General features: G+C 67.1%; 27 protein-coding genes. 17 read left to right on the forward strand and 10 right to left on the reverse strand.

What is annotated here, in order from left to right:
• The first annotated feature begins 5 nt into the window (after positions 1 to 5).
• A complete protein-coding gene (locus NA11_RS15980) occupies positions 6 to 1,238 on the forward strand; it encodes an ROK family transcriptional regulator (RefSeq protein ID WP_069162682.1) in 1,233 nt (410 codons plus the stop codon).
• A gap of 80 nt (positions 1,239 to 1,318) precedes the next feature.
• On the opposite strand, the gene NA11_RS15985 is transcribed toward NA11_RS15980, so the two are convergent.
• The gene (locus NA11_RS15985) at positions 1,319 to 1,945 is read right to left on the reverse strand and encodes a TetR/AcrR family transcriptional regulator (protein WP_069162731.1); all 627 of its coding nucleotides are present in this window, start codon (positions 1,943 to 1,945) and stop codon (positions 1,319 to 1,321) included.
• Positions 1,946 to 2,099: 154 nt separating this feature from the next.
• Here NA11_RS15985 and NA11_RS15990 point away from each other — a divergent pair, with 154 nt between their 5' ends.
• Complete coding sequence (locus NA11_RS15990) at positions 2,100 to 2,987, forward strand: SDR family NAD(P)-dependent oxidoreductase (RefSeq protein WP_069162683.1); 888 nt, start codon at positions 2,100 to 2,102, stop codon at positions 2,985 to 2,987.
• A 51-nt stretch (positions 2,988 to 3,038) separates the two neighbouring features.
• Positions 3,039 to 3,521, forward strand: coding sequence for a CinA family protein (locus NA11_RS15995; RefSeq protein ID WP_069162684.1), 483 nt, complete (start codon positions 3,039 to 3,041; stop codon positions 3,519 to 3,521).
• A 149-nt stretch (positions 3,522 to 3,670) separates the two neighbouring features.
• Here NA11_RS15995 and NA11_RS16000 read toward each other — a convergent pair whose 3' ends face one another.
• Entirely contained in the window at positions 3,671 to 4,933 is a 1,263-nt protein-coding gene (locus NA11_RS16000; RefSeq protein ID WP_218023316.1) for a serine hydrolase domain-containing protein, read from the reverse strand.
• Positions 4,934 to 5,158: 225 nt separating this feature from the next.
• On the opposite strand from NA11_RS16000, the gene NA11_RS16005 reads away from it, so the two are divergent.
• The 5 genes from NA11_RS16005 (at position 5,159) to NA11_RS16025 (ending at position 9,847) form a co-directional block, all read left to right on the forward strand.
• Entirely contained in the window at positions 5,159 to 5,803 is a 645-nt protein-coding gene (locus tag NA11_RS16005) for an ABC transporter permease (protein WP_069162685.1), read from the forward strand.
• Positions 5,800 to 7,056, forward strand: a complete 1,257-nt coding sequence (locus NA11_RS16010; RefSeq protein WP_069162686.1) for an ABC transporter ATP-binding protein — start codon at positions 5,800 to 5,802, stop codon at positions 7,054 to 7,056. Before NA11_RS16005 ends, NA11_RS16010 begins: the two co-directional genes overlap by 4 nt.
• Entirely contained in the window at positions 7,053 to 7,790 is a 738-nt protein-coding gene (locus NA11_RS16015; protein ID WP_141717607.1) for an ABC transporter permease, read from the forward strand. Before NA11_RS16010 ends, NA11_RS16015 begins: the two co-directional genes overlap by 4 nt.
• Positions 7,787 to 8,752, forward strand: a complete 966-nt coding sequence (locus NA11_RS16020) for a glycine betaine ABC transporter substrate-binding protein (protein ID WP_069162687.1) — start codon at positions 7,787 to 7,789, stop codon at positions 8,750 to 8,752. Before NA11_RS16015 ends, NA11_RS16020 begins: the two co-directional genes overlap by 4 nt.
• 93 nt (positions 8,753 to 8,845) lie before the next feature.
• Complete coding sequence (locus NA11_RS16025; protein ID WP_069162688.1) at positions 8,846 to 9,847, forward strand: M48 family metalloprotease; 1,002 nt, start codon at positions 8,846 to 8,848, stop codon at positions 9,845 to 9,847.
• Between the two features lie 3 nt (positions 9,848 to 9,850).
• On the opposite strand, the gene NA11_RS16030 is transcribed toward NA11_RS16025, so the two are convergent.
• Complete coding sequence (locus NA11_RS16030) at positions 9,851 to 10,537, reverse strand: response regulator (protein WP_069162689.1); 687 nt, start codon at positions 10,535 to 10,537, stop codon at positions 9,851 to 9,853.
• Positions 10,530 to 11,759, reverse strand: a complete 1,230-nt coding sequence (locus NA11_RS16035) for a sensor histidine kinase (protein WP_069162734.1) — start codon at positions 11,757 to 11,759, stop codon at positions 10,530 to 10,532. The genes NA11_RS16030 and NA11_RS16035 overlap by 8 nt, the downstream gene beginning before the upstream one ends.
• A 165-nt stretch (positions 11,760 to 11,924) precedes the next feature.
• Between NA11_RS16035 and NA11_RS16040 the strand changes: the two genes are divergently transcribed.
• A complete protein-coding gene (locus tag NA11_RS16040) occupies positions 11,925 to 12,506 on the forward strand; it encodes a hypothetical protein (RefSeq protein ID WP_084654658.1) in 582 nt (193 codons plus the stop codon).
• 26 nt (positions 12,507 to 12,532) lie between these two features.
• Here NA11_RS16040 and NA11_RS16045 read toward each other — a convergent pair whose 3' ends face one another.
• From NA11_RS16045 to NA11_RS16055, 3 genes are all read right to left on the reverse strand, one after another.
• Positions 12,533 to 13,576, reverse strand: coding sequence for a chitinase (locus tag NA11_RS16045; RefSeq protein ID WP_069162690.1), 1,044 nt, complete (start codon positions 13,574 to 13,576; stop codon positions 12,533 to 12,535).
• Positions 13,577 to 13,733: 157 nt separating this feature from the next.
• Complete coding sequence (locus tag NA11_RS16050) at positions 13,734 to 14,207, reverse strand: flavodoxin family protein (RefSeq protein WP_069162691.1); 474 nt, start codon at positions 14,205 to 14,207, stop codon at positions 13,734 to 13,736.
• Between the two features lie 121 nt (positions 14,208 to 14,328).
• Complete coding sequence (locus NA11_RS16055) at positions 14,329 to 15,213, reverse strand: RNA polymerase sigma-70 factor (protein ID WP_069162692.1); 885 nt, start codon at positions 15,211 to 15,213, stop codon at positions 14,329 to 14,331.
• A gap of 312 nt (positions 15,214 to 15,525) precedes the next feature.
• Between NA11_RS16055 and NA11_RS16060 the strand changes: the two genes are divergently transcribed.
• Positions 15,526 to 15,972, forward strand: coding sequence for a hypothetical protein (locus tag NA11_RS16060; RefSeq protein WP_218023317.1), 447 nt, complete (start codon positions 15,526 to 15,528; stop codon positions 15,970 to 15,972).
• 14 nt (positions 15,973 to 15,986) lie between these two features.
• Here the strand turns inward: NA11_RS16060 and NA11_RS16065 are convergent, their stop codons facing one another.
• The gene (locus NA11_RS16065) at positions 15,987 to 16,607 is read right to left on the reverse strand and encodes a DJ-1/PfpI family protein (protein ID WP_069162694.1); all 621 of its coding nucleotides are present in this window, start codon (positions 16,605 to 16,607) and stop codon (positions 15,987 to 15,989) included.
• 342 nt (positions 16,608 to 16,949) lie between these two features.
• Here NA11_RS16065 and NA11_RS16070 point away from each other — a divergent pair, with 342 nt between their 5' ends.
• Together NA11_RS16070 and NA11_RS16075 are read left to right on the forward strand one after the other, a co-directional pair.
• The gene (locus NA11_RS16070) at positions 16,950 to 17,192 is read left to right on the forward strand and encodes a hypothetical protein (protein WP_141717608.1); all 243 of its coding nucleotides are present in this window, start codon (positions 16,950 to 16,952) and stop codon (positions 17,190 to 17,192) included.
• Positions 17,193 to 17,227: 35 nt separating this feature from the next.
• Positions 17,228 to 17,509: a hypothetical protein gene (locus NA11_RS16075; RefSeq protein ID WP_141717609.1), complete on the forward strand. Its 282-nt coding sequence runs from the start codon at positions 17,228 to 17,230 to the stop codon at positions 17,507 to 17,509.
• On the opposite strand, the gene NA11_RS16080 is transcribed toward NA11_RS16075, so the two are convergent.
• Positions 17,492 to 18,073 carry a TetR/AcrR family transcriptional regulator gene (locus tag NA11_RS16080; RefSeq protein WP_069162697.1) on the reverse strand — a complete coding sequence of 194 codons (582 nt, stop codon included), beginning with the start codon at positions 18,071 to 18,073 and terminating at the stop codon, positions 17,492 to 17,494. The genes NA11_RS16075 and NA11_RS16080 overlap by 18 nt on opposite strands.
• 102 nt (positions 18,074 to 18,175) lie before the next feature.
• Here NA11_RS16080 and NA11_RS16085 point away from each other — a divergent pair, with 102 nt between their 5' ends.
• On the forward strand, positions 18,176 to 18,571 hold the full coding sequence (locus NA11_RS16085) for a nuclear transport factor 2 family protein (RefSeq protein ID WP_069162698.1): 396 nt from the start codon (positions 18,176 to 18,178) through the stop codon (positions 18,569 to 18,571).
• Positions 18,568 to 19,065, forward strand: coding sequence for a DUF3237 domain-containing protein (locus NA11_RS16090; protein WP_069162699.1), 498 nt, complete (start codon positions 18,568 to 18,570; stop codon positions 19,063 to 19,065). Before NA11_RS16085 ends, NA11_RS16090 begins: the two co-directional genes overlap by 4 nt.
• Before the next feature lie 74 nt (positions 19,066 to 19,139).
• Here the strand turns inward: NA11_RS16090 and NA11_RS16095 are convergent, their stop codons facing one another.
• Entirely contained in the window at positions 19,140 to 19,868 is a 729-nt protein-coding gene (locus NA11_RS16095; protein ID WP_069162700.1) for a GntR family transcriptional regulator, read from the reverse strand.
• Positions 19,869 to 19,988: 120 nt separating this feature from the next.
• On the opposite strand from NA11_RS16095, the gene NA11_RS16100 reads away from it, so the two are divergent.
• The 3 genes from NA11_RS16100 (at position 19,989) to NA11_RS16110 (ending at position 23,401) form a co-directional block, all read left to right on the forward strand.
• The gene (locus NA11_RS16100) at positions 19,989 to 21,407 is read left to right on the forward strand and encodes a sugar porter family MFS transporter (RefSeq protein ID WP_069162701.1); all 1,419 of its coding nucleotides are present in this window, start codon (positions 19,989 to 19,991) and stop codon (positions 21,405 to 21,407) included.
• Positions 21,404 to 22,306 carry an N-acetylglucosamine kinase gene (locus NA11_RS16105; protein ID WP_069162702.1) on the forward strand — a complete coding sequence of 301 codons (903 nt, stop codon included), beginning with the start codon at positions 21,404 to 21,406 and terminating at the stop codon, positions 22,304 to 22,306. Before NA11_RS16100 ends, NA11_RS16105 begins: the two co-directional genes overlap by 4 nt.
• A 75-nt stretch (positions 22,307 to 22,381) precedes the next feature.
• Positions 22,382 to 23,401 (forward strand): SIS domain-containing protein, encoded by a 1,020-nt coding sequence (locus tag NA11_RS16110; RefSeq protein WP_218023322.1) that lies wholly within the window; start codon positions 22,382 to 22,384, stop codon positions 23,399 to 23,401.
• Positions 23,402 to 23,593 lie beyond the last annotated feature (192 nt).

Below are 23,593 nucleotides of genomic sequence, written 5' to 3' on the forward strand. Positions count from 1 at the left end.
CGACCGTGTATCAGCTGACCGCGCGCGACATCCGACGGCGCAACAGGTTCGGCGTACTGCAGGCGGTGTACGCCGCCGACGGGCACATCAGCAGGCAAGAGATCGCGCGGGCGACCGGGCTGTCGTTCGCCACGGTCGGCAACATGATCGCCGAACTGCTCGACGTCGGCGTGCTCGCCGAACTCGGGTACGACGCGCCGGGCATCGGCAGACCGCGCGCGCAGCTGGCCATCAATCCCGAGCGCGGCATGCTGGTCGGTGTCGACATCGCCGAAACCGCCATCCATTTCGACCTTTTCGACCTGGCGATGACGGTGCTGCGTTCAGTCGAGATCCCCGTCGATGCGGCGGCCACCGAGCCCGACGATGTCGCGGCGCTGATCATCCGCGGGATCCGCGAGGTCACCGCGGGCGATGCCGACAAGGTGCTCGGCGTCGGCTTGAGCGTGCCTGGTCTCGTCGAACCCGAGGGCGGCGTTTCGGTGTTCTCGCCGTATTGGCACTGGCACGACGTGCCGCTGCGGGCGTTGCTCGAACAGCACCTCCCCCACCCGCTCTATCTCGACAATCCGCTGAAAGCCAGTACCGCGGCGCATCTGTGGTTCGGCGCGGGGCGTGACGTAGACGATCTGATCGTCGTCACGCTCCGGGCCGGCGTCGGCATCGGCGTGGTGGTCGAAGGAACGCTCTATCGCGGTGTCACCAACAGCGCAGGCGAGTGGGGCCACACCAACCTGGTCCTCGATGGCCGCGAATGCCGTTGCGGGCGAATGGGTTGCGTCGAGGCGTACGTCGGCGCACCCGGCATCGTGCGCACGTTGCGCGAGCTCGCGCCGTCCAGCCCGTTGCTCGGCGCCGACGACGCGGCCACCATCGTGGCGATCGCCGAGGCCGCCGCGCAGGGCAACAGCACCGCGCTGCAGGTGATCGACAAGACCGGGCACTACCTCGGCGTCGCCGTCGCCAACCTGGTCAACCTGTTCAACCCGAGAACCATGGTGTTCGGCGACCTGATCGCAGACCAGCTCGGCGAGCCACTGCTGGAGGTAACCCGCCGGGTCGCGGCCCGCCACGCCATGACCGACCCGTTCGACGCAGTGGCACTGCAACTTTCGACGTTGCCGCACAACCCGGCCAGCCTCGGCGCCGCCACCTTCGCGCTGGAAGGCTTTCTCGCCGACCGGGAAACCTTCGGTTCGGTCGCCGCCCGCCGCGCCATGCGGACCTCCGCCACCTGATCGATCAGAGCCATTCCGAAATCTGGATGACGAGGCCGTTCGGCACACGGAACGCTACGCCGCGCGGTGGCAAGCCGAGTTCACGCGCGGGTGTCCGGCGGAAACTCGACCAGAATGCGCACCCATGGACGCAGCGTCGCGAGCAGGTCGCGCAACCATTGCATCGGCTGGTCCGGTTCGATAATCCCTTCGATCGCAACGCCTTTGCCGAGAGCGAGGACGAGTCTGGCGAGCGTGTGCGGCTCGATCGGGACGGCAAGGCCGCTGTCATCGATCAGCTGCGTGATCAGTCCGCTGACCGTGTCGCGGGCGGCGGCATCGTGCGCGGCCAGCTGGGCCCGCAGTGTCGGGCTGGTGCGGGCGGCGAGCGCCATCTCCGATTTGAGCAGGGCCCAACGCGGATCACCGGCTGCGGTGACCAGCCAACTCTCGAAGGCGTCGAATCGGTCCTCGATCGATCCGCTGCCGAGCGCCGCCCGGACGGCGTCGAACTCCTCGGCCGTGTGCCGGTCCAGCACAGCCAATGCCAGTTCTTCTTTGCTGGCGAAGTTCGAGTACACCGCCCCTCGGCTGTATCCGGCGGCCTCGGCGACCTGGTTGTTCGAGGTTGCGACGTATCCGTTCGCCAAGAACAGCCCGGTGGCGGACGCGATCAGGTCGGCCCGCGTCCGAGCTTGAGATTCGGCACGGCTCAACCGCTTCCGCATCGCTCGACCATAGCGGGACACGCCGAGCGGCGCGCCAGCGGCATCCAGATGCCATTGACATTTGGATGCCGCTGACATTTGATCGATGCGAACGAGTCGGGGTCCAGACCGGTATTCGCCTGGGGAACTTCGTCTTTCGTCGCGAGGAGGGCACATGTCCAGCTATCCGGAACGCTCGATCGCAGGAAAGCAGATCGTCATCACCGGAGCCACCAACGGCATCGGCAAGGAGATCGCCAGAGCGCTGGCCCGCCGCGGCGCGGATATCACCATCCTGGCCCGCAACGAAACCAAGGCGGCGCAGGTGATTCGCGAGCTGTCCGACCAGGACGGCGCCACCGGCACGCTGGCCTACGTTCGCGGCGACCTGGCCGACCTCACCTCGGTACGCGCAGCCGCCGCCGAGATCTCGGCGTGCCACCCGAAGATCGACACCCTGATCAACAACGCGGGCATTCACGCCTTCGCCGCCGACCGCACCGCCGACGGCTATGAGCTGATGATGGGCACCAATCATCTCGGCCCGTTCCTGCTCACCAATCTGCTGCTCGCCCAGATGCACTCGGCTGCGCCGTCCCGCATCGTCGTCACCGCCTCCGAGGCGCACCGCGGCGCGCTCGGCGTCGATGTCGACCGCCTGTCCGACCCGCTGACGCACGGCACCGTCGGCTCCGTTCCGGTCTACGCACGGTCGAAGCTGATGAACATCCTGTTCACCCAGGAATTGGCGAAACGTCTTGCCGGAACACAGGTCACGGTGAACGCCTTCTGTCCCGGCGCGGTATCCAGCGGTCTGGTGCGCGACAGTCGCCTGCTCACCGCCGCCGCGCGCACCGCATCCGCCAGCCCCTTGATCCGGCGACCCGACCAAGGTGCCCGCATGGGCATTCGCCTGGTCCTCGATGCCGACCTGGCCGACACCACCGGCCGCTTCTTCACCTCGACCCCCGGCCTCCGCTTCCTGCCCACCGTGCGCGCCCGTACGAATACGGCCCTCCAGCAACAAGTCTGGGATCGCTCCGCCGAACTCGTCGGCCTCTGATACCCACTGTTGTGCTCAGCTCCGGCGACCCGATGAGTACCATCGTTGCGGATGGATGAGATCACCGCACTGGCCGCCGAACTCGGTGCCCGACTGCGGCCACTGCGCGCACAGGTCGCCACCGCCGAGTCGTGCACCGGAGGCGGCATCGCCGAGGCGATAACCAGGATCCCCGGCAGCTCGCGGTGGTTCGAAGCAGGCTTCGTCACCTACTCCAATCGGCAGAAGACCCGGCAGCTCGGCGTGCCCGCCGCACTGTTCGATCAGGTCGGCGCGGTCAGCCGCGAGGTCGTCGAGGCGATGGCCCGCGGCGCCAAGGCCGCGACAGACGCCCAGTTCACCGTTGCGGTCAGCGGCATCGCCGGTCCGGACGGCGGGTCTCCGGAAAAGCCGGTGGGCACGGTGTGGTTTGCCTGGTGTGCAGGCGATGAGGTGGTGACCGAGCAACGACAGTTCCCCGGCGACCGCGACGAGGTCCGTCGGCAGACCGTGCGTGTCGCCTTCGAAGGCCTGGTGCGGCTAGCCGGGCCATAGCGGCCACGGTGCAGGCCGCGCCGACCGGCCGGTGCTGTCATTGCCGAAACGAGGCGGTGGTTCGAGTGACCGCCGATCCAACCCGCTCGCGGCTCCACACCGGGATTTCTGGCACAGACTGCACTGCCGCACCGGCTGCGGACCGACGCTTACTGCACTGCCGCATAGGCTGCCGCCTGAAAGTCCTTGTGCAGTTGGGGCGTTCCCGGACCGTCGAGGGCCCGCTGGGTGAGAACGAGGACGGTGAGGTCGTGGCGTGGGTCGGCGAGCCAGGAGGTGCCGAAGCCGCCGAACCAGCCGTAGGCGCCGTCTCGGTTGACCGAAACACCATAGCCCCAGGAGTTTTCGGTGAAGAAGTCCGGGTCCAGGCCGCCTGCGGCGCGCTGCTCGGGGGTGAGCTGGCCGGTGGTCATGGCGCGCACCGATGCCGCGGACAGGATGGGAGCGCCGCCGCGTAAGAGCATGCGGGAGAACGCGAACATGTCGTCGACGGTCGAAACCAGTCCGGCCGCACCGTCACCGAAGGCGGGCGGTTTCGACCAGGCGCCGTCCGGGGTGTCCATCACGGTCAGTCCGTTCGGTGTCGGCAGGTACGCGGTGGCGAGCCTGCTGGTGTCGGATGCCCAGAAGGCGGTGTCGCGCATGCCGAGTGGTTCGAAGATCCGGTGGCGCAGGACGTCGGCGAAGGGTTCGTGGTGCGCGCGAGACAAGAGGACGCCGAGGATCGACGAGCCGGTGTTGTAGAGCCAGCGGGCGCCGGGCTGGGCAAGCAGCGGGAGGCGGCCGAGCGCGGCGATCCAGGCGTCGGGATCGGGCTGTTCCTGCGGCGCCGGTGGACCGAACGTGCCGAGACGCGCGGCATCGGCCGCCGCGATCACCGGCCATGGCGTTGTGGCGGTGAGCAATTCGGCGGACATTCCGTATCCGCAGGTGAAGGCAAGCAGGTCGCGGATGGTCGGCTGCCGGTCGGCGGGCACCGTGTCGTCGAGTGGACCGTCGGGCCTGCGGAGCACTCGGCGGTCGGCCAGTTCCGGCAGCAATCGATCGACGGGCTCATCGAGCCGGAAGAGCCCGGCTTCGGCGGCGGCGAGGGTCGCCACCGCGGTGATCGGCTTCGTCATCGACGCGATCCGGAATACCGAGTCGCGGTGCACCGGACGACATTCGACGGCCAGCGTGCCTGCGGACGCCACGTGGGCCTCATCGCCGCGGGCGACCAGCGCGACGAGTCCTGGCACGGTGGTCGGCCCGACGCCGCGCGCTGCCACGTCGCGGAATTCCCGCAGCCCTCGCTCCGCCAATGCCGGTGCGGGCGAGCCACGATCGCTACACCCCGCCGCGGCGACGAGCGCGGCGGCGCCCAGGATCCGGAACGCATCGCGGCGGTCGAGCGGCTTCGACAACACGGTCACCAGAAATCTCCTTCGATCGACTACTTCCTCTGACGGGGCGGCGACCGCGAAGTCATCGGTGTCGTTCGGATCAGCGTGACCGAAATGGCGATCGCGCCTGGTAGCGGGCAAATCCGACGATTCGCCCGCCGCGTGCCCTCCCCGATCGACCGTGCGCTGTCGATTACTCTTTGACGGCTCACGCCCGGCACAAACCGACTGGTCTTCGCCGACGAGAGGAACCGCGTGAATTTGTGGAGCTACCTCCGAGGCCGGGGAGATTTCCTGGCGTTCCTGACGTACCAGCATGCCTCCCTGGCGTTTCAGACGGTCCTGGTCGGCACGGTGGTCGCGGTCCTGATCGCCGTTGCGGTGTATCGGCTCCCGCTGTTGGCCGCGCTCTCGCTGACCTCCAGCCGTGTCGCGCTGACCATTCCTTCGCTGGCATTGCTCGCGCTCCTGCTGGTGCCGTTCGGCCTCGGTGTCGTGCCGTCCTTCGTCATGCTCGCGTTCTTCGCCGCGCTCCCGGTGATCGGCAACGCGATCGTCGGCCTGCGCGCGGTGCCCGCCTCGGTCATCGAATCCGCCCGCGGCATCGGCTTTTCGCGCTGGCGCATCCTGTTGACCGTCGAATTGCCGATCGCCTGGCCGGTGATCCTCACCGGCATCAGGGTGTCCACCCAGATGATCGTCGGCGTCGCCGCGATCGTCGCCTATGTCCTCGGACCCGGTCTCGGCTCGCTGATCTTCAACGGCCTGTCAAGGCTGGGCGGCGCGAACGCGCTCGAAATGGCGCTGACCGGCACCGTTCTCATCGTGCTCATCGCGTTGACGTTCGACGCGCTGCTCGTCCTGCTCGGACGCCTCACGATCGCGAAAGGACTCGAATGACCGATACGGCAATCCGCAAGGTGACCGGTGCGTCCATCAATCTGGACTCGGTCGTCAAACACTATCGGGGCCAAGACAAGCCGGCGGTCGAGCGCCTCGATCTCGAGATCGAGGCAGGCACGATCGTCGCATTCGTCGGCCCGTCCGGGTGCGGCAAGACCACGACGCTCAAGATGATCAACCGGCTGATCGAGCCGACCGAGGGGCGCATCTTCATCGGCGGCCGTGACGTCACCCGCGAAGACCCGGACAAGCTTCGGCAGTCGATCGGCTATGTCATCCAGTCCGGCGGCCTGTTTCCGCACTGGTCGGTCGCCAAGAATGTCGGCGCCATCCCCCGCGTGCTCGGCTGGGACAAGAAGCGGATCGCCGAACGCACCGAGTACCTGCTCGATCTGGTCGGCCTCGACCCTGGCACGTTCGCCGACCGGCTGCCCAAGGACATGTCCGGTGGTCAGCAGCAGCGCGTCGGCGTTGCCCGCGCGCTCGCCGCCGACCCGCCGGTGCTCCTGATGGACGAGCCGTTCGGTGCGGTCGACCCGATCACCCGGGTTCGCTTGCAGGACAGTCTGATCGCGATCCAGCACGAGCTGGGCAAGACGATCGTGATCGTCACGCACGACTTCGAGGAGGCCACCAAGCTCGGCGACAAGGTGCTCATCCTGTCCGAAGGCGGACACGTCGAGCAGTACGCGCGGCCGGAGGAAATCCTCACCGACCCGGCAACGCCGTTCGTCGAGGAGTTCGTCGGGTCCGGCGCGAAGCTGGCCTATCTCACCGTGTCCCGGGTGCGCGACGTCGACTATGCCACGGTGATCACCGCCCGCGTCGGCGAGCCTGCGCAGGCCGTGATGGACCGCGCGATGGCCGCCGGGCACACCTGGGTCGTTGTCGTCGACGAGCACGGACGCCCACGCTCGTGGCCGTCGCTCGCGGAACTGGCGACCAAACCGGAGGTCTCCGACTTCCTCGATCGGCGGCTGCCCGTCGTCGCACGCTCCTCGACCCTCAACGACGCGCTCGACGCCATGCTGGCCGCCAGCCAGGGCGCCGCGCTGGTCACCGATGGTCGCGGTGCGGTGGTCGGCTCGCTCAGCATCGGCACGGTGACCGAAACGATCCAGGCCAAGCTCGCCGACGTGCGCTCCGCGGAGGCGGACCTGTCCTACGAGACGTACGTCGACGGCACCGATCCGGCGCCGACGCCGGTGGTGGCCGCCGAGGGGGAACCCGGATCGGACGAGCAGTCATGAACCGGTTCCGTCGCGTTCCGCTCGACGTCTGGTTCGAGCCGATCATCATCGGCATCCTCGGGATCGGCTACGCCCTCTGGTATCGATCGACGACCTTCACGCCGACGGAGAAAGCGGCACTTGGCTGGGACAACCTGCAGACCACGATCCTCGCGCACATCAAATTGACCGTGGTGGCCACGCTCATCGTCGTCGTCCTCGCGATACCACTCGGCATCGCGCTGACCCGCCCCGCGCTGCGGCGGCTGGAACCGTTCGCGGTGAACGTCGCCAACATCGGCCAGGCCGCGCCCGCGGTCGGCCTGCTCGTCCTGTTCACCTTCTGGCTCGGCACCGGATTCCGCACGGCGATCGTCGGTCTCGTGGTGTACGCGATCCTGCCGATCCTGCAGAACACGATCGTCGGGCTGCGGCAGGTGGATCAACGCACCATCGAGGCGTCGCGCGGCATCGGTTTCTCCGGCGCCCGCACACTGTTCCAGGTCGAGCTGCCGCTCGCGGTGCCGGTGATCCTGAACGGGGTACGCACCGCGCTCGTCATTCTGGTCGGCACGGCGACGCTGAGCACGTTCATCGGCGCGACCAGCCTCGGCACGCTGATCACGACCGGTGTCACGCTCTTCTTGCCCAAGTTGCTCATCTCCGGCGCGATCCTGGTCGGGCTGCTCGCGCTGATCATCGACTGGCTCGGCAGGCTCGTCGAGCTGGCCGCGACCCCGCGAGGTGTCGCATGAAACGCGCGGTTGCCGCCCTCCTGGTGACGGCGTCGATGCTCACCGGCTGCGGCCTGGTGAGCTCGTCCGGAACATTCCACGACGCGCGGCTGCCCGGTGGCGAACGCCCGTTGGCTGGCGCGAAGCTGGTCGTCACCTCGAAGAGCTTCACCGAGGGTGTGCTGCTCGGCAAGATCACCGCGACCTACCTCGCCGCGGCGGGCGCCGACGTCAAAGACCTGACCGGAGCGCCTGGTTCGGCCTCGTCACGCCAGGCCCAGCTCAACGGCGACGCCGACATCCTCTGGGAGTACACCGGCACCGGATGGGTCAACTATCACAACCAGACCGAGATCATCGCCGACCCGACGCAGCTGTGGCAGCGCGTGCACGACGTCGAGCGGCGCGATCACGACCTCGAATGGCTGCCGCCCGCGAACTTCAACGACACCTACGCATTCGGCACGTCGACGCCGAATGCGCAACGGCTGCAAGTGAAGTCGCTGTCCGATGTGGCAGCACTCCCGGTGCCCGACCGGACCTTTTGTGTCGACGACGAATTCTTCAGCCGCTCAGACGGTTTCATTCCGATGCTGCAGCAGTACGGGATCCCCTACAACGATCCCAACGGTGTGCCGTCCGGCAACGTCACTCGGATGGACGCCGGCGTCGTCTACACCGCAACGGCCAAGGGCGCACCCTGCCACTTCGGTATGGTCTACACCACAGACGGCCGGGTCAAGAACCTCGATCTGGTCGTCCTCGACGACGACAAGAAGTTCTTCCTGCCCTACAGCGGCACCGCGGTCGTGCGCGGCGCCGTCATCGATCGATATCCGGAACTGCGACCGCTGCTCGGGACCGTATCCGAGCACCTCAACGACGAATTGATGCAAGAACTCAACGGTCGCGTCGACATCGACGGCGAGGATCCGGCCGACGTCGCCTACGACTGGTTGAAGAGCGAGAAGCTGGTCGAGTAGGCCATGTTCAGCGCAACTTAATCCGACACTCGCGGCCGCTGAAGGCGCACCGCCGGTTTCGCGGGATGACCGAAATTCGCTGTACCGTCGGGCATGACCTCCGAAGTGATCGCCAAGGCGACCTACCCAGGCGGAACTGCCGTTACCCGAAGGTCGGGCACCGACCGGGTGCGGGCGTGGATCGTGTTGCTGATGTGTGCGCTACCGTCCGCGGGCTTGATCACGGTGCTGCTCTATGGACTCGGACGCACCATCGGCGGCGAAGCTCCCGTCGCGCTGCCGGTCATCTGGTTTCTGGTGTGCGCGGTGTGGAGCGTGGTGTGTTTCCGGGGCGCGCAGCGCCTGCCGCGCGTCTTTCGGCTACGGCGGCCGACCGACGAGGAAGCACTCACCCTAGGGGTGGCGTGGCAGAACGTCGCACGCAAGGCGGACGTGCCCGCCGCGGACTACACGCTGTGGATGCAAGAAGCGGACCGGCGATTCGTCGTGCCGGATCGAATGCTCACCGTATTTCCCGAATCATTGCGGCTCAGCCCTCGGGAGCTGGAAGCCGTGCTCGTCCATCAGCTAGCGCAACGGGTGCAGGGGCGAGCAGTGTTCTGGCAGTTGCTCTTTCGGCACTACAACCTCCCCGTGGTCTGGGTCGAGCACGCGTTGATGTCCGGTCTCGGACTGGTCGCCGTCGGCGAGGCGGTCGCGCGCAGATTGCCCCAGCGGGGATCTCGCGTCTTCATCCTCGGCTGGGCCGTGTTCAGCCGGATCCTCGTCGCGTTCCCTGCGGTCGCGGCGGCCACGGTGACCATCGGCCTGGCGCCCGCGGTGCTACTCCGGCTGGTGCCCGAAGTCGTGGCGCTCGCGCTGCGACCGATCGCCGACCGCTTCGAATACCGATCCGACCGCATGGCAGTCGATTTGGGATACGGCGCAGAGCTCGGGGGCGTACTCCGCCACGCCCCGGTCCCACCGACCCAAACACCACTGAGCCTGCTCTCGGTCTCCCTGTTCTCCTCGAAAGCCACGCCCGACAACCGGATTCGACGAATCCGCGATCGCCTCGACGAGCTGGCGCGGCGCTGGAACTCGCCGATGCGGTAACGCTCAGTTGGCGCCGGGAATCACGATCCCGGTTTCGTAGGCGAGGACGACGAGTTGGGCGCGGTCGCGGACCGCGAGCTTGGTGAGCAGCCGTCCGACGTGTGTCTTGACCGTGGCGACGCTCAGATGGAGCGTTTCCGCGATCTCCGCGTTGGATCGGCCTGCCGCAACATGTTCCAGGACTTCCCGCTCGCGATCGGTCAGCGCGGCAAGCAGGTCCGGCGGCGTGGCGGGTGCGGTCGGCTGGCGGGCGAACGCGCTGATCATCCGACGGGTGATGCTCGGGGTGAGCAGAGCGTCACCCTTGGCGACGACCCGGATCGCGTGCAGAAGTTCTTCCGGCGGTGAGTCTTTCAGGATGAAGCCGCTCGCACCGCTGCGCAGCGCCTGGAAGACGTGCTCGTCCTGGTCGAAGGTTGTGACTATCAGGACATTCGGGCCGTCGGCTCCTCCGGCCGCGATGTGCCGCATCGCCTCGAGGCCGTCCATGATCGGCATCCTGATGTCCATCAGGACGACATCGGGTCGCAGTTGGCGGGTGAGCCGGACCGCTTCGCCGCCGTTGCCTGCCTCTCCGAGCACGGTGAGATCCGCCGCGGAATCGACGAGCACGCGGAACCCGGCGCGCACGAGGGCTTCGTCGTCGGCGATCAGAACCCGGATCCGGTTCTCGTCGGGGCTGTCAGTCATGGTGATCCTCATCGAGCGGAAAGTACGCGGTGACGGCGAAGCCGCCCTCGGGTCGCGGTCCGGCATCGAGCCGCCCGCCGAACAGCGACGCGCGTTCCCGCATCCCGACAAGTCCGAGGCCGGAGCCGCTGCTCTCGGGTCCGTCGTGGTGCCGCACCGGTCCATCATCGGCGATGAACACCGTCAGCTCGTGCGCGGCATGCCGGATCTCGACCTGCGCCCGATCGGTGTTCGCATGCTTGACGACGTTGGTCAGCGCCTCCTGCACGATGCGGTAGGCCGTGGTCTGCAACAGCGCCGGGTAGTCGGCGGGCGCACCGACGACGCGATACTCCACGGACAGACCGTCGTGGCGCAGGCCTGCGACAAGGGCATCGATCTCGGCGAGACCGGGTTCATCGGATTCATCCGGCTGACCGGGCTCCCTGATCTGGGCAAGGACCTGCCGCAGTTCCCGCAGCGCCGAGCGGCTGGCCGTTTCGATCGTGCTCAGCGCTTCCCGCGCCTCACCCGGTTGCTCGTCGATCAGCAGGCGCGCCACCCCGGAACGGACGGCGACCATGCTCAGCGTGTGCGAGATCAGGTCGTGCACGTCTCGCGAGACACGTAACCGCTCTTCGGCCCTGATCCGCTGCTCCTCCGCCGCGGCTCGGCGAAGCTGTTGCGCGGCAAGGCTTTCCCGGTAGTCGCGGCGGGTTCGGAGCATATCGCCCGCAAGCCAGCCCACGGCGGCGATCGGCAGTTGCACGAAGTCCTGGTCCTGATTCGGGTGCAGAGGCGTGCCGAGCAGACCGCAGACGTAAAGGGCGATGAGCGCTGCACCGGTGACCAGCAAGGAGTCCCGCCGGGATCGCTGGTTGGCCAGCGTGAGGATCGCGACACCCAAGGCCGGCCCGGTGTTGCTCACCCACGGGGTGAAGCGAACCCCGGCGATCGTCGCCAGGCCCAACACGACTGTCACCGCGACCACGGCCGCGACCGGCCAGCGGCGCCGGACCAGCAGCGGCAGGACCGCGGCGGCGCCGAACAACGCCATCGCGGGCAGCGATCCGTGTCCGGTCGTCCCGCTGAACAACTCGGGCACCGTGAACGCCACGAAGCAAGCGGCGGCGATGCCGATATCTACGCCGTCCGGCCCGAGGCCTTCCCCGTGCAGACGTGCGATGCGTCGCTGATACCACGGTGTCGTTCGGGTGGTCTCCGGCTTGGTAGTGATCGCCATGATGCCGACGGTAACCAACCGGGCCTGCGGAAACATCGCGCTGAGGTCGCTGGTTCACGTCATCCGCAAGTCGGACGGCGCCGGCCGTGTCCGTCCGTGGCGGTCGGCGATCTCGCGGCCTCGGGATGACGACAGCGCCCTGGTCGGCGGACCACAGTGGTGGACATGAACACAGCTGCGCGAACCAAGCCGAGATCGCTTGGCGCACAATCCGACTCCCTCCTTTCCTGGCCGCTGGTCACCATTGCCGCGACCTCGCTCAGCGCGGGCATCGTGGTCGGCGGGCTGGCCTACCTCGACCGGTCGCCGCAGCGCGCGCCGTATGTCGGCGGAACCGCCGCGTGGGCCCCGCATATCGCGTTGCTCCTGCTCACCGCCGTCGGTGTCACCGTCATGGTGCGTCGGCGCGGCGCCGATGCCGTGCTACTCATGCTGCTCGCTCCCCTCGGCCCCACGGCAGCGCGGCGACTGGCCAACACCGTCGCGTCGATCCTGCGGCACCCGACTGCCCTGCTTCGCCTGCTGCTCGGGGTGCTCCCCCTGGCCATGCTGGTGTTCGGCCCGTTCCGGGTCGGCGTGCAGATACTCGGCGGGCTCGACCCGAACTTCACCGTCAACGCCTGGGGTGGGCCGACCTATCTGGGCGCGATGGCCTGCCACTACCTGGATGCCGTGCTACTGATGGCCGCCGCGGCCGCACTCTTGAACAAACTGCTGCTGCCCGCCGCGCACGGGACGCGCCGATAGTATTGGCGCACCGCGCCTTTCGGTGATCAGCGGCCCTGCAATGCCTTGACGTTGTTGCCGAAGGTCCAGTTCTTCGAACCGTCCCAGTTGATCGACCAGGTCATCAGGCCCTTCAACGCGCCGCCGAAGGCGTTCCACGACTCGGCGACCAGCGCCGGCGCCATGTAGCCGCCGCCCGCGCCTGGTTGGGCGGGCAGGCCTGGAACCTGTTTGGCCAGGGGGACTTTGATCGTCGTGCCCTGGATGACCAAACCCTTGTCGAGGCAAGTCGTTTGCGCCTTGAAGCCTGCGACCGTGCCCGCAGAGTAGGAATCGCCGGAGCAGCCGTACATGCTGCCGTTGTAGTACTGCATGTTCAGCCACCACAGGCGGCCGTTGTCGGCATATTTCTTGATGATCGGCAGATAGGCGCCCCAGATCGAACCGTATGCCACGCTGCCACCGGTGACATAGGCGGTTTCGGGCGCCATCGTCAGGCCGAAATTCGCGGGCATTCGGGCCAGGATCCCGTCGATGATGTGAATGAGGTTGGCCTGCGAGGTCGACAATTTGTTGATGTTTCCGTCGCTGGTGAGCCCGGTTTCGAGATCGATATCGATGCCGTCGAAATTGTAGGTCTGCAGAATCGGCACGATGGTCGCGATGAACCGGTCGGCGACCACGCGCGAGCTGAGGTCGATGCCCGCCGTCGCGCCGCCGATCGACATCAGGATGGTCGCGCCCGCCGCCTTGGCCCGGCACATCTCGGCCGGGGTCGCGACCTTCACGGTCCGGTCCATCCCGTCCTCCCACAGCGCGGTACCGTCGGAACGAATGACCGGGAACGCCGCGTTGATCACGTTGTAGCCGTGCTGGGCCATGCGCGGGTCGGTGATCGGCGTCCAGCCGAACGGCGGATGGACGCCGTTCGACGCGCCGTCCCAGTTCTCCCAATATCCTTGCAGCACTTTGCCGGACGGTTTCGATTGCACCGCGCAGGTTTCGGCGGGCGCATTCGCCGATGCGACCGGCGCCGGACCGATCAGCCCGATGAGCGCGATGGCCAGTGCTGTTCCGAGCAGACGCGACATATCAGGATTGAAGCAACGGTGAAGATCGAAGTCTATTTTCCCACTTGAACATTCGATGCGGATCGCGATTTCGGCATTTGCCGACCCTTGCTGCCGGGCGGCGCGCCCGGCATTTCACGACACTCAATGTTCGTGCAGGGATTTATATTTCAGAAACTCAGGAAACCGCGCTGATGCGTGCTCGCAACCCGACCGCGAACGCGCGTGCCGCCGCGAAATCGGCGACATCGGGATGCCCCTTGCTGACCCCGCCGACAATCTTGAACGGCAGCCAGGTGTCGAGCCCGCGGCACGAGAACGTGTCGACCACCTCGAAGCCCTTCCGCTCGAGCAACCCGGCCATTTGACGCAGGTACGGCTTGACCGGCGGCTGCGGAAGGCCGCTGGTGGCGTACACGAACGCCTTGCCGCGCGTACCCGGCGGCAGCGACTGAACGAACTGGCGCAGCCGCGGGTGGAAGGACATGTTGAAGATCCCCGAGCCGAATCCCACCAGGTCGTAGTCGGCAAGCTCGGCGGGGTCGACGCGCTCCGGCTCGACGACGCGGGCGTGCAGAATCTCGCCCATGATGTCGGCGACTCGCTTCGTGTTGCCATGCGACACAGAGGTGCACACGATTAAGGCGTTCATGACGATGCTCCTTCGGGTGTTGATGCGGACGTCCTCTGAGACACCGCTCCCTCCGAGACCGTGACATCCGGTCGTGTGGTCTCCATCACGTGTCCCGCCACGCGTAAGGCGTTGTGTGCCCTCAGGTATCGCTTCGGTCGAGGGTGCGCAGCACCTCCGCACCACCAAGCTTGTCCGGATTGCGCACCGCGTACAGCCGGGTGATCCGATCTCCCGACAGTTCGATCAGCAGGACGGAATCGAGCTGTCCGCCGGAACGGACCAACAGGGCGGGTAGCGCGTTGAAACTGCCGAACTCGACATCCATGCCCGCCATGCCGTTCTGGGCGAGCGCGATGAGGTACTTGGCGACGCGCTCGGCACCGACAACCGGACGGCCTGCCACGGTGGCCTTGCCGCCACCATCGGAGAGCTGCACCACGTCGGGCGCGAGCACATCCATCAGGGTTTGCACATCACCGTTGCGGGCCGCCCGCAGGAACTGGTCGATCACCGCCCGGCTGGTTTCCGCGTCCGGCTCGTAGCGCTTACGCCTGGCCTGCACGTGTTGTCTGGCACGGTGCGCAATCTGGCGCACCGTGCTGTCCGTCTTGCCGATCATGTCGGCAATCTCGACAAGACTGTGGCCGAACACCTCCGACAGCACGAACACGGCCCGCTCGGTCGGACCGAGCGTTTCCAGCACGAGCAGCATCGCCATCGACACCGATTCGGCAAGCACCACATCGTGACTGGCGTCATGTTCGGTCCGGATCGGCTCCGGCAACCAGGTGCCGACATAATCTTCGCGACGGCGCCGCACCGACCGCAACTGATTCAGCGCCTGCCGCGTAACAACCCGCACCAGGTATGCCCGCGGGTGCGCTACCTCGTCCGGGTGCACATCACGCCACCGAAGATAGCTGTCCTGCAACACATCCTCGGCGTCAGCCGCACTACCGAGGATCTCGTACGCGATCGTGAACAGCAGCGGCCGCAGCCGGTCGAACGCCTCAGACTCACTCATCGGCCCGCCGCCGTCCCCGAGCCGGACCGGACAGCGGCGACGACACAGCGGAGCATCTGTTCTCTGACCACGCCTACCAACGTATCGTCGGCACCCGCACCTGCATGCAGTGCACCGAACGCTCCACCAGGCTCGACCTGGCGGGCCCAACCTCGCCAGACTTCGGCAATCCGCGAAATAGCGAGCAGATCAACGTGATTCGCACATCGACGGGTACGGAGCGGTAGGCTGCCGCTGTCACCGGTTCGGCTCGGCCCTCGACGGAGTTGTCATTGCGAGCTCGCGCCCTGGTCGCCGGACGGAGAAGAGCTCGTGATGAAGAACGCCGCCGCCGCGGCCACCGTTTCGCTGGTGCTGGTTGGCTGTTCAGGTTGTGATTCCACCACGCCGTCCACTCCGTCCGGAACGACAGCGGTGCCGATTGCCGCCGTGAACCCGGCGCCGACGACGGAAGCCGCCGCGAATCCGATCCTGCTGTCGGACCATGGCATGGCCGTCAGCAATGTGGACGGCGCAGGCAACACCTTCATCCTGACTCGATGCGGCTGGACCGGGGACGGACCGCAGATCGACGGCGTCGCCACCGACGGCACGACGGTCGTGTTCGCCAGCCGCGGCCGCCGGATCAACCTGCGGGGGCCGGCGGGCAACTTCGAAGGCGCTTTGCTCACTTGGGAATTCACCAAGACCGGCTTCAAACTCTCCGGAGACGAGGTCGCCGGACACCGCAAGTGGGCCCTTGCCACCGATTGCAGCTAGGCGGTGTCTCGCCGCTAAACGGTGGTGAAAGTGGTTTGAAGATAGGGAGTTACGTTGTTCATCGCCCGGGCGACGTAGTCTTCTTTTTCGCCGACCGGCGCGACGTAGCGGATCGCGTCTTCGGCGGCTTCGCGGCCGACCAAGCGGGCGATGATCCAGGCGGCCAGGTAGTGCGAGGCGAGGCAGCCGCCTGCGGTGGCGATGGTGTTCTCTGCGTAGAAGGGCTGGTTGAGGACCTCGACTCCGGCCGCGACCACCCATGGCTTGGTCGTGAGGTCAGTACAGGCGGGGATGCCGTCGAGCAGGCCGAGCTTGGCGAGGACGAGCGCACCGGAGCATTGGGCGGCGATCAACTGGCGGGCAGGATCCAGGTTTCCCAGCACGTCCATGATGGCGGGGGTCTCGACGACCTCGCGGGTCTTGGCGCCACTACCGACGATGACAGCATCTGCGGCACAGGCTGTTTCGAGGTCGACCATGGACTCGATCACCACACCGTTCATGGACCGGACAGTGCGCGTCGGGCTGGCGATCGATACTTGCCAGCCGGGCAGCCGCACTCGGTTGAGAACGCCGAGGGCGATCAGCGAATCGAGCTCGTTGTATCCCTCGAAGGTCAGGATCGCGATGTGCATGGCGGTGTCCTTTCAGCCTGATAGACGCAGCCTAAGACCATCACCCGCCAGGCACTCGAGAGAGTGCGGCAAGTAGTCGACGACGACGCGTTCCATTGACTGCGGAAACCGATCGCGCCGGGCAATGAATCCCGAGTGACGCACACCACAGATGCGCCCCCGAATCCTCGAATACCGCCTCCGAACTGCAGGTATTCGGTGTCAGGGCGGTGCACGAACGACCGCGACCGGCCCGCAGACAACCTACCGTTTGCCAAAAGTTAGCTGTACGGTTCTCCTTAGAGCACGAGACATCACAAGAGCCGAGTTCCATACCGACTCGACACGACGAGGATGAACCAGATGGCCAGAACCGAGACCGCGTCCGGCGACGTCGCACTCGCACCGGTTGCCTGCGCCGTCGGCTTCTTCATGCTGCTCGCGGCCTTCGCGCACCTGGATCGGGTGCCAGGATGGGCCGACGACTACGGCGCGATTCTGGTCTACCTGGCCTTCTTCCTCTACATGTCCCTCGCCGGCCGCCTGACCTGGTGGGGCGTCGATATCCTCTACGCGCGCATGAAGACCGGCCGCCCCGGCCGATGAGCGTCACCCGGTCAGTCGTAGCCATCCTGGCGACCGTGACTGCGGGCGTCGGCCTCGGCTTCGCCGCCCTCGCCACACCGACCGCCGCCGCCGACCCCTGCGCGGAATGGCAGCAGCTGCACCCCGGCTGGCCGTGCAGCGCACCGTTGGCCCCGGTCGCACCAAACACCGGCGGCATCGAGCCGAGGCAAGGCACCAGCCACGACGGGCGAATCCCGTTGCTGCTCTTGGCCGGTGCCGCAGCCTTCGCCGCACCCGCTCCCGGCTACGCGGCGGCAGTCAAGCACGGCAACGGACGATCACTGCCGATCGAGTAGACGTTCGGCGGCGCGACATCCGCGAGTGATCGCGTCGCCGCGGCCGAACAATTGGCGATCGTGGTTGGCCTGCAACAGCAGCGCGTGCAACTCGAAAACAAGCTGCTCGATATCGGTGTCGGGCGGTAGTTCACCCAACCGTCTTGCGAGTTCGGCCTCTCGCCGCAGCAGCGCGTAGCCGTTCTCGACGGCACGGGCGATGGCATCGCGCACCGGCCCGGTCCGTCCGTCCAGCTCGCTGGCGGCCGCAACGAAAAGGCAACCGCCCTCGAAGATTTCGAGGTAGTCGAACCAGCCCGAGAGCAGCGCACGCAGCCGTGGCAGCCCGTCGGTCGCCGACTGTGCAGGTTGCCGGACGTGCCGATCGAAGACTCCCACCGCCGCCTCGACGATCGCGAGCTGAAGGTCCTGCTTGGTGCCGAACAGCGTTTGGATTCCGCTCTTGCTGGTCTGCAGCGCCTCGGCCAAACCACCGAGCGAGAGGCCCTCCAGCCCAGTGCTGGACGCGACGTGCACGGCACGGTCCAGGACCAACGAACGACGGGCATCACCTGATCGAGACATACGTCCGATCGTATCGGAACATACGACCGACCGTATTGACGCATACGACCGTATCTAATACGGTCGTATGCGTAGCACCGCATCAGCACCGAAGGATTCGCCATGACAGCAAGAACTCTCGACCTCACCGCGCTCGCTGCGCAGTACCTCGAAGCCTGGACGTCGCACGACGTCGATGCCATCGTTGCCATGCACACCGCCGACGCACGCTTTCAGACGCACGGACGCACCGACGTCATCACCGGACGAGATGCCTTGCGGCAGACCTTCGCCGGGATTCTGGACCTCTATCCGAACTTGGGCTGCGACACGCACCGGCTGCTGTTCGGACCGGCGCACTGGGTACTCGACTGGACGCTGACTTTCGACGCCGCCGATGGGCAGCGCCGCGGCTTCCAATGCCTGGACGTGGTGGAGGTGTCCGAGGGCCTCGTCTCCCGCAAGGACACCTACTTCGACTTCGCCCAGGCGCGAGCAGCATTCGGCGGCCAGGCATGACCACCGACGTCGGCGCACCGTTGTTCGAACGCGCGCTCATCGACGCGGCGCCCGTCGATCACCTCTGCGATCTCAGCATCGATCTGGAGCCGACGCAGATCATCGGCACGCCGGTGGGTACGCGCTTCACCTACATCGTGAAGGGTGGCCGATTCACCGGTCCCCGCTTACAGGGGAGCCTGCTCCCCGGCGGCGGCGATTGGGCGACCGTCGGCAGCGACGGCATCGGCCGCCTGGACGTGCACGCGACCCTCCGCACGGACGACGGCGCTTTCATCCACTACGAATCGCGCGGCGTTGCCGTCTTCCCGCCCGACGGCCGCAAACGGCTGGCCGACGGCGAACGAATTCCGTTCGAGGAAAGCTACATTCGCATGACGCCGAAGTTCGAGACGGCCGACCCCAACTACACCTGGGTCAACGGGCTTGTCATCCTCGGATACGCGGAACTCTCCAAGGGCCACTTCGATCACCGCATGTACCGGGTCTACTGAACACTCGACCGCGGTGCCGTCGCGAGCGCGTCCGGCACCGCGGTCGGTCTCGCCCGATCAAGGGATCGGATTTCTCACGTGCGCGCGACGAACCGGAAGCGATCGCCGCGATAGACGGATCGGGTCCATTCGATGGCACGGCCGGTGGGGTCGGCGGCGCGACGCTGGATGAGCAGGGTCGGGGATCCGACCGCGACGCCGAGCAGGTTCGCTTCGTCGGGGGTGGTGAGGGCGGTTTCGACAGTGTCCTCGACGGCCGCGACTTCGATGCCGTAGCAGTCGCGCAGGGTCGCGTACAGCGAGCCGTGTTCCGCGAGGCGGCGGGCGAGGTTCGGCAGCCGATCGGCGAGGTGGGCGATCTCGATGGCCAACGGTTCGCCGTCGACCGAGCGGAGTCGCTCGAGGCGGTGGATCCGGTGGCCCGGCATGATGGCGAGCTGCTCGGCGACGATCTCGTCCGCGGGCACCTTGGTCAGCGCGAGGATGCGTGAACTCACCTGCAGCCCTTGATCATTGAGATCGTCGGTGAGCGACGTCAACTGCTGCAGGTGCACGACTTTCGGCGGCGCGACGAAGGTGCCGCTGCCCTGGACACGCCGCAGCAGACCCTCGGCGGCGAGTTCGGCGAGCGCTTTGCGCAGCGTGGTGCGCGAGGTCGCGAGCTGGTCGGCGAGCACGCGCTCCGGCGGCAGCGCGGCGGACGATTCCATCGTGCCGATGAGCCTGCGCAAGGCCAGTTTGGTGTCGTAATACCGCGGATGCGGCTGCATGACTTCCGGAGCGATCCCGGCGGCGTTAACCATGCCGCAGAACCTACCGCTCCGCCTCCGAGTTGACGCCGGAATTGGCGTATGCCAATCTCGTCACCGGCAAATTGGTGTACACCAATTACTTCCCTGATCAACGGTGAGAGGCGAAGAAACATGCAGTTCGTGGCCGAGCTACGGGCGTCGTCCCGGTTGGGGGTGCTGGTCGGTGTCGCGGCCGCCAGCGTCGGGGTGATCTACGGCTACGACCTGTCCAACATCGCAGGCGCGCTGCTGTTCATCACCGAAGAATTCGGCCTGACCACCCGGCAGCAGGAGCTGCTCACCACCGCGGTGGTGATCGGCGAGATCGCGGGCGCGATCGGCGGCGGTGTGCTCGCGAACCGGATCGGCCGCAAGAAGTCGATGGTGCTCGTCGCGGCGACCTACGGTGCGTTCGCACTGCTCGGTGCGTTGTCGACGGCGCTGCCGATGCTGGTGGCTGCCCGCTTCGCGCTCGGCATCACGATCGGCATCTCGGTGGTCGTTGTGCCGGTGTTCGTCGCGGAGTCCGCGCCGACCAGGGTCCGCGGCGCGTTGCTGGTTGCGTATCAGATGGCGACGGTGATCGGCATCATCATCGGCTATCTCGCCGCGTACCTGCTCGCCGGTTCGCAGAGCTGGCGGTGGATGCTCGGGCTGGCCGCCGTCCCCGCCGTGCTCACGACCGTGCTGTTGTTGCGCCTGCCCGACAGTGCGCGCTGGTATGTGATGAAGGGCCGCATCGACGAGGCGCGCCGCGTGCTGCGCCGCGTGGAACCCGAGCTCGACACCGACGTCCAACTCGCGGAAATCCAACGCGGCCTGCGCGAGGAATCCGGCGGCGCCGCGCTGCGGGAGATGCTGCGCAAGCCGTACCTGCGGGCAACCGTGTTCGTCGTCGGACTCGGCTTCTTCATCCAGATCACCGGCATCAACGCGATCGTCTACTACAGCCCGCGACTATTCGAGGCGATGGGCTTCCGTGGCCATTTCGCGCTCCTCGTGCTGCCCGCGCTGGTTCAGGTCGCGGCGTTGGCTGCGGTGCTGGTTGCGCTGGTGCTGGTCGACCGGGTCGGGCGCAGACCGATTCTGTTGTCCGGCATCGGCATGATGATCGCGGCCAACGTGCTGCTCATCGCGGTATTCCTGGCCGGCTCCGATTTCGGTGGTGTGCTGACCGTGCTCGGGTTCCTCGGGGTGCTGCTGTTCACCGTCGGCTTCACCTTCGGATTCGGTGCGCTGGTCTGGGTTTACGCAGGCGAGAGCTTCCCGGCGCGGCTGCGTTCGACGGGCTCGAGCGCGATGCTCACCTCGGACCTCGTCGCGAATGCCATTGTGGCGGGCGCGTTCTTGACGATGCTCGAATCCCTCGGCGGTGCAGGCACATTCATGGTCTTCGGCGTGCTCGCGGTGGCGGGATTCGCGTTCGTCTACAAATTGGCGCCGGAGACCAAGGGGCGTCAGCTCGAGGAGATCCAGCACTACTGGGGCAACGGTGGACGCTGGCCGGAAGCGCCGAGCACCGCAGCGGCCACCCAGGAGGTGCGCTCGTGACCACCACGCTCGGCCTGGACATCGGCGGGTCCAAGACGATGGCGGTGCGCGCCGAGGGCGGCGTCGCCGTCGCCGAGGCGCGGGCAGGCAGCGCCAACGTGGCCTCGGTCGGCGTGCACGAGGCAGGCCGCCAACTCGATGCCATTCTCGAACGAGTCGGCGCCTACGGCGTCAAGGCCGTGTGCGCGGGCGCGGCGGGCGCCGATACTCCGGAAGGCTGTGCCCGACTGCGGGATCTGCTCGCGGAACGGCTGCCCGATGCGATGATTCGCGTGGTGCACGACAGCGAACTCGTGCTCGCGGCGGCAGGCGTCGATGACGGTGTCGCGCTCATCTCGGGCACCGGTTCGGTCGCCTGGGGCAGGCACGACGGCCGGACCGCGCGGGCCGGTGGCTGGGGATATCTGCTCGGTGACCAAGGCAGCGGTTACGCGATGGCCCGCGCGGCCGTGTGCCGTGCGCTGGCCGCCGTCGACCGCGGCGAACCCGCGGACCGGCTCGGTCGGGCGATGGCCGCCGAGTGCGGGCTACGCTCCACGGAACAACTGCTCGACCATTTCTACAACCACACCGACCGCAGGTATTGGGCGCGCCGCGCCAGCGTTGTCGTCGAATTGGCCGAGGCGGGCGATTCGGCCGGCCGCGCGATCGTCGAGGAAGCCGTCGCCGATCTGGCCGACCTCGTCGGTACGGTCGCCGACCGGCTGTCGTGCCGCGGACCGGTGATCGTCGCAGGTGGGATGGCGGTGAACCAGCCGCTGGTGCACAACGAGCTGCGCAGGACGCTCGCCGCGCGCGGTATCGACGATATGCGAGTGCTTGATGCCGACCCGGTCCATGGCGCGCTGCGGTTGGCGGCGCAACTCCTGGACCGTGACGCGGTCGCACTGTCCGGATAGGCCGCCTTCGCGGGGCTGGATAAGACTTTGACATCGAGGAGTGGAATGACGGAGCAAGACAACCCCGGCGTGCTCATGGCGAGCGAGATCGCCGAACAACCCGCGGCCTGGCAGCGACTGCTCACCGAGGGCACCGACGCGATCCGCGCCGCCGCCGCGCGAATCGCCGCGTACCAACCGCGATTCGTGCTGTTCGTCGCGCGCGGCACCAGCGACCACGCGGCGCTGTACGGCAAGTATCTCGTGGAGATCCACCATGCGCTGCCCGCAGGGCTGGTCTCGCCGTCGACCATGACGATCTACAACAGCGCACCGGATCTGCGCGACGTGCTGTTCATCGCGGTGAGTCAGTCCGGTGGCTCGCCCGACCTGGTGCAGTCGGTCGAGGTGGCGCGCCGCCAGGGGGCGTTGACCGTCGCGCTCACCAACAACCCGGACTCCGCGCTTGCGGCCGCCGCCGAGATCCACGTCGACGTCCTGGCCGGTCCGGAGCGCGCGGTCGCGGCGACCAAGTCGTACACCGCAGAACTGCTCGCGCTGTATCTCCTGCTCGACTACGCACGGGGCGGGGACGGCGCGGGCACGGCCGAACTGCCCGCGCTCGGCGCTGAGGTGCTCGAGTCCGGTGCAACGCTGGCCGCCACCGCCGAGCGGTACCGGTTCGCGCAGCGCCTGATCACCTCCGCGCGCGGCTACTCGTATCCGACCGCGCGCGAGGCGGCGCTGAAACTCATGGAGACGTCGTACCTTTCGGCGCAGGCGTTCTCCGGCGCGGATCTGCTGCACGGACCGCTGGCCACCGTCGACCCCTCGGTCCCGGTGCTGGCGATCGTCCCCGACGGTGCGGGCGGGCGGGCGATGGCTCCGGTGCTGGCGCGGCTCGCGGAGCTGCGTGCCGACGTGTTCGGCGTCGGCGCCGCCGACGCGATCGCGGGACTGTCGGCGGGCGTCGCATTGCCGACCGGCATTCCCGAGCCGCTGTCGCCGCTGGTGGAAATCCTTCCCCTGCAACAGCTCGCGCTGCATCTGGCGATCGCGCGCGGCGGCGATCCCGACCGGCCGCGTGGACTGATGAAGGTCACCGAGACGCTCTGATCGACGACCGTTCGCGCGCCGTGGCGCAGCAGCGACACGGCCCAGTACACGGCGTCAGGAAAACAATCTTAGTGAAGTCTTAACATTCAATATCATTGCCGAACAATCGATTTCGAATACCCAGAATGAGAGCTCGGTGTAGCGTTCGCCTCGACGCCGCATCGAGTTTCCATGACACCCGATGCCGGCGGG

It is taken from the genome of Nocardia altamirensis NBRC 108246 (assembly GCF_001612685.1).
Lineage (GTDB): Bacteria > Actinomycetota > Actinomycetes > Mycobacteriales > Mycobacteriaceae > Nocardia > Nocardia altamirensis.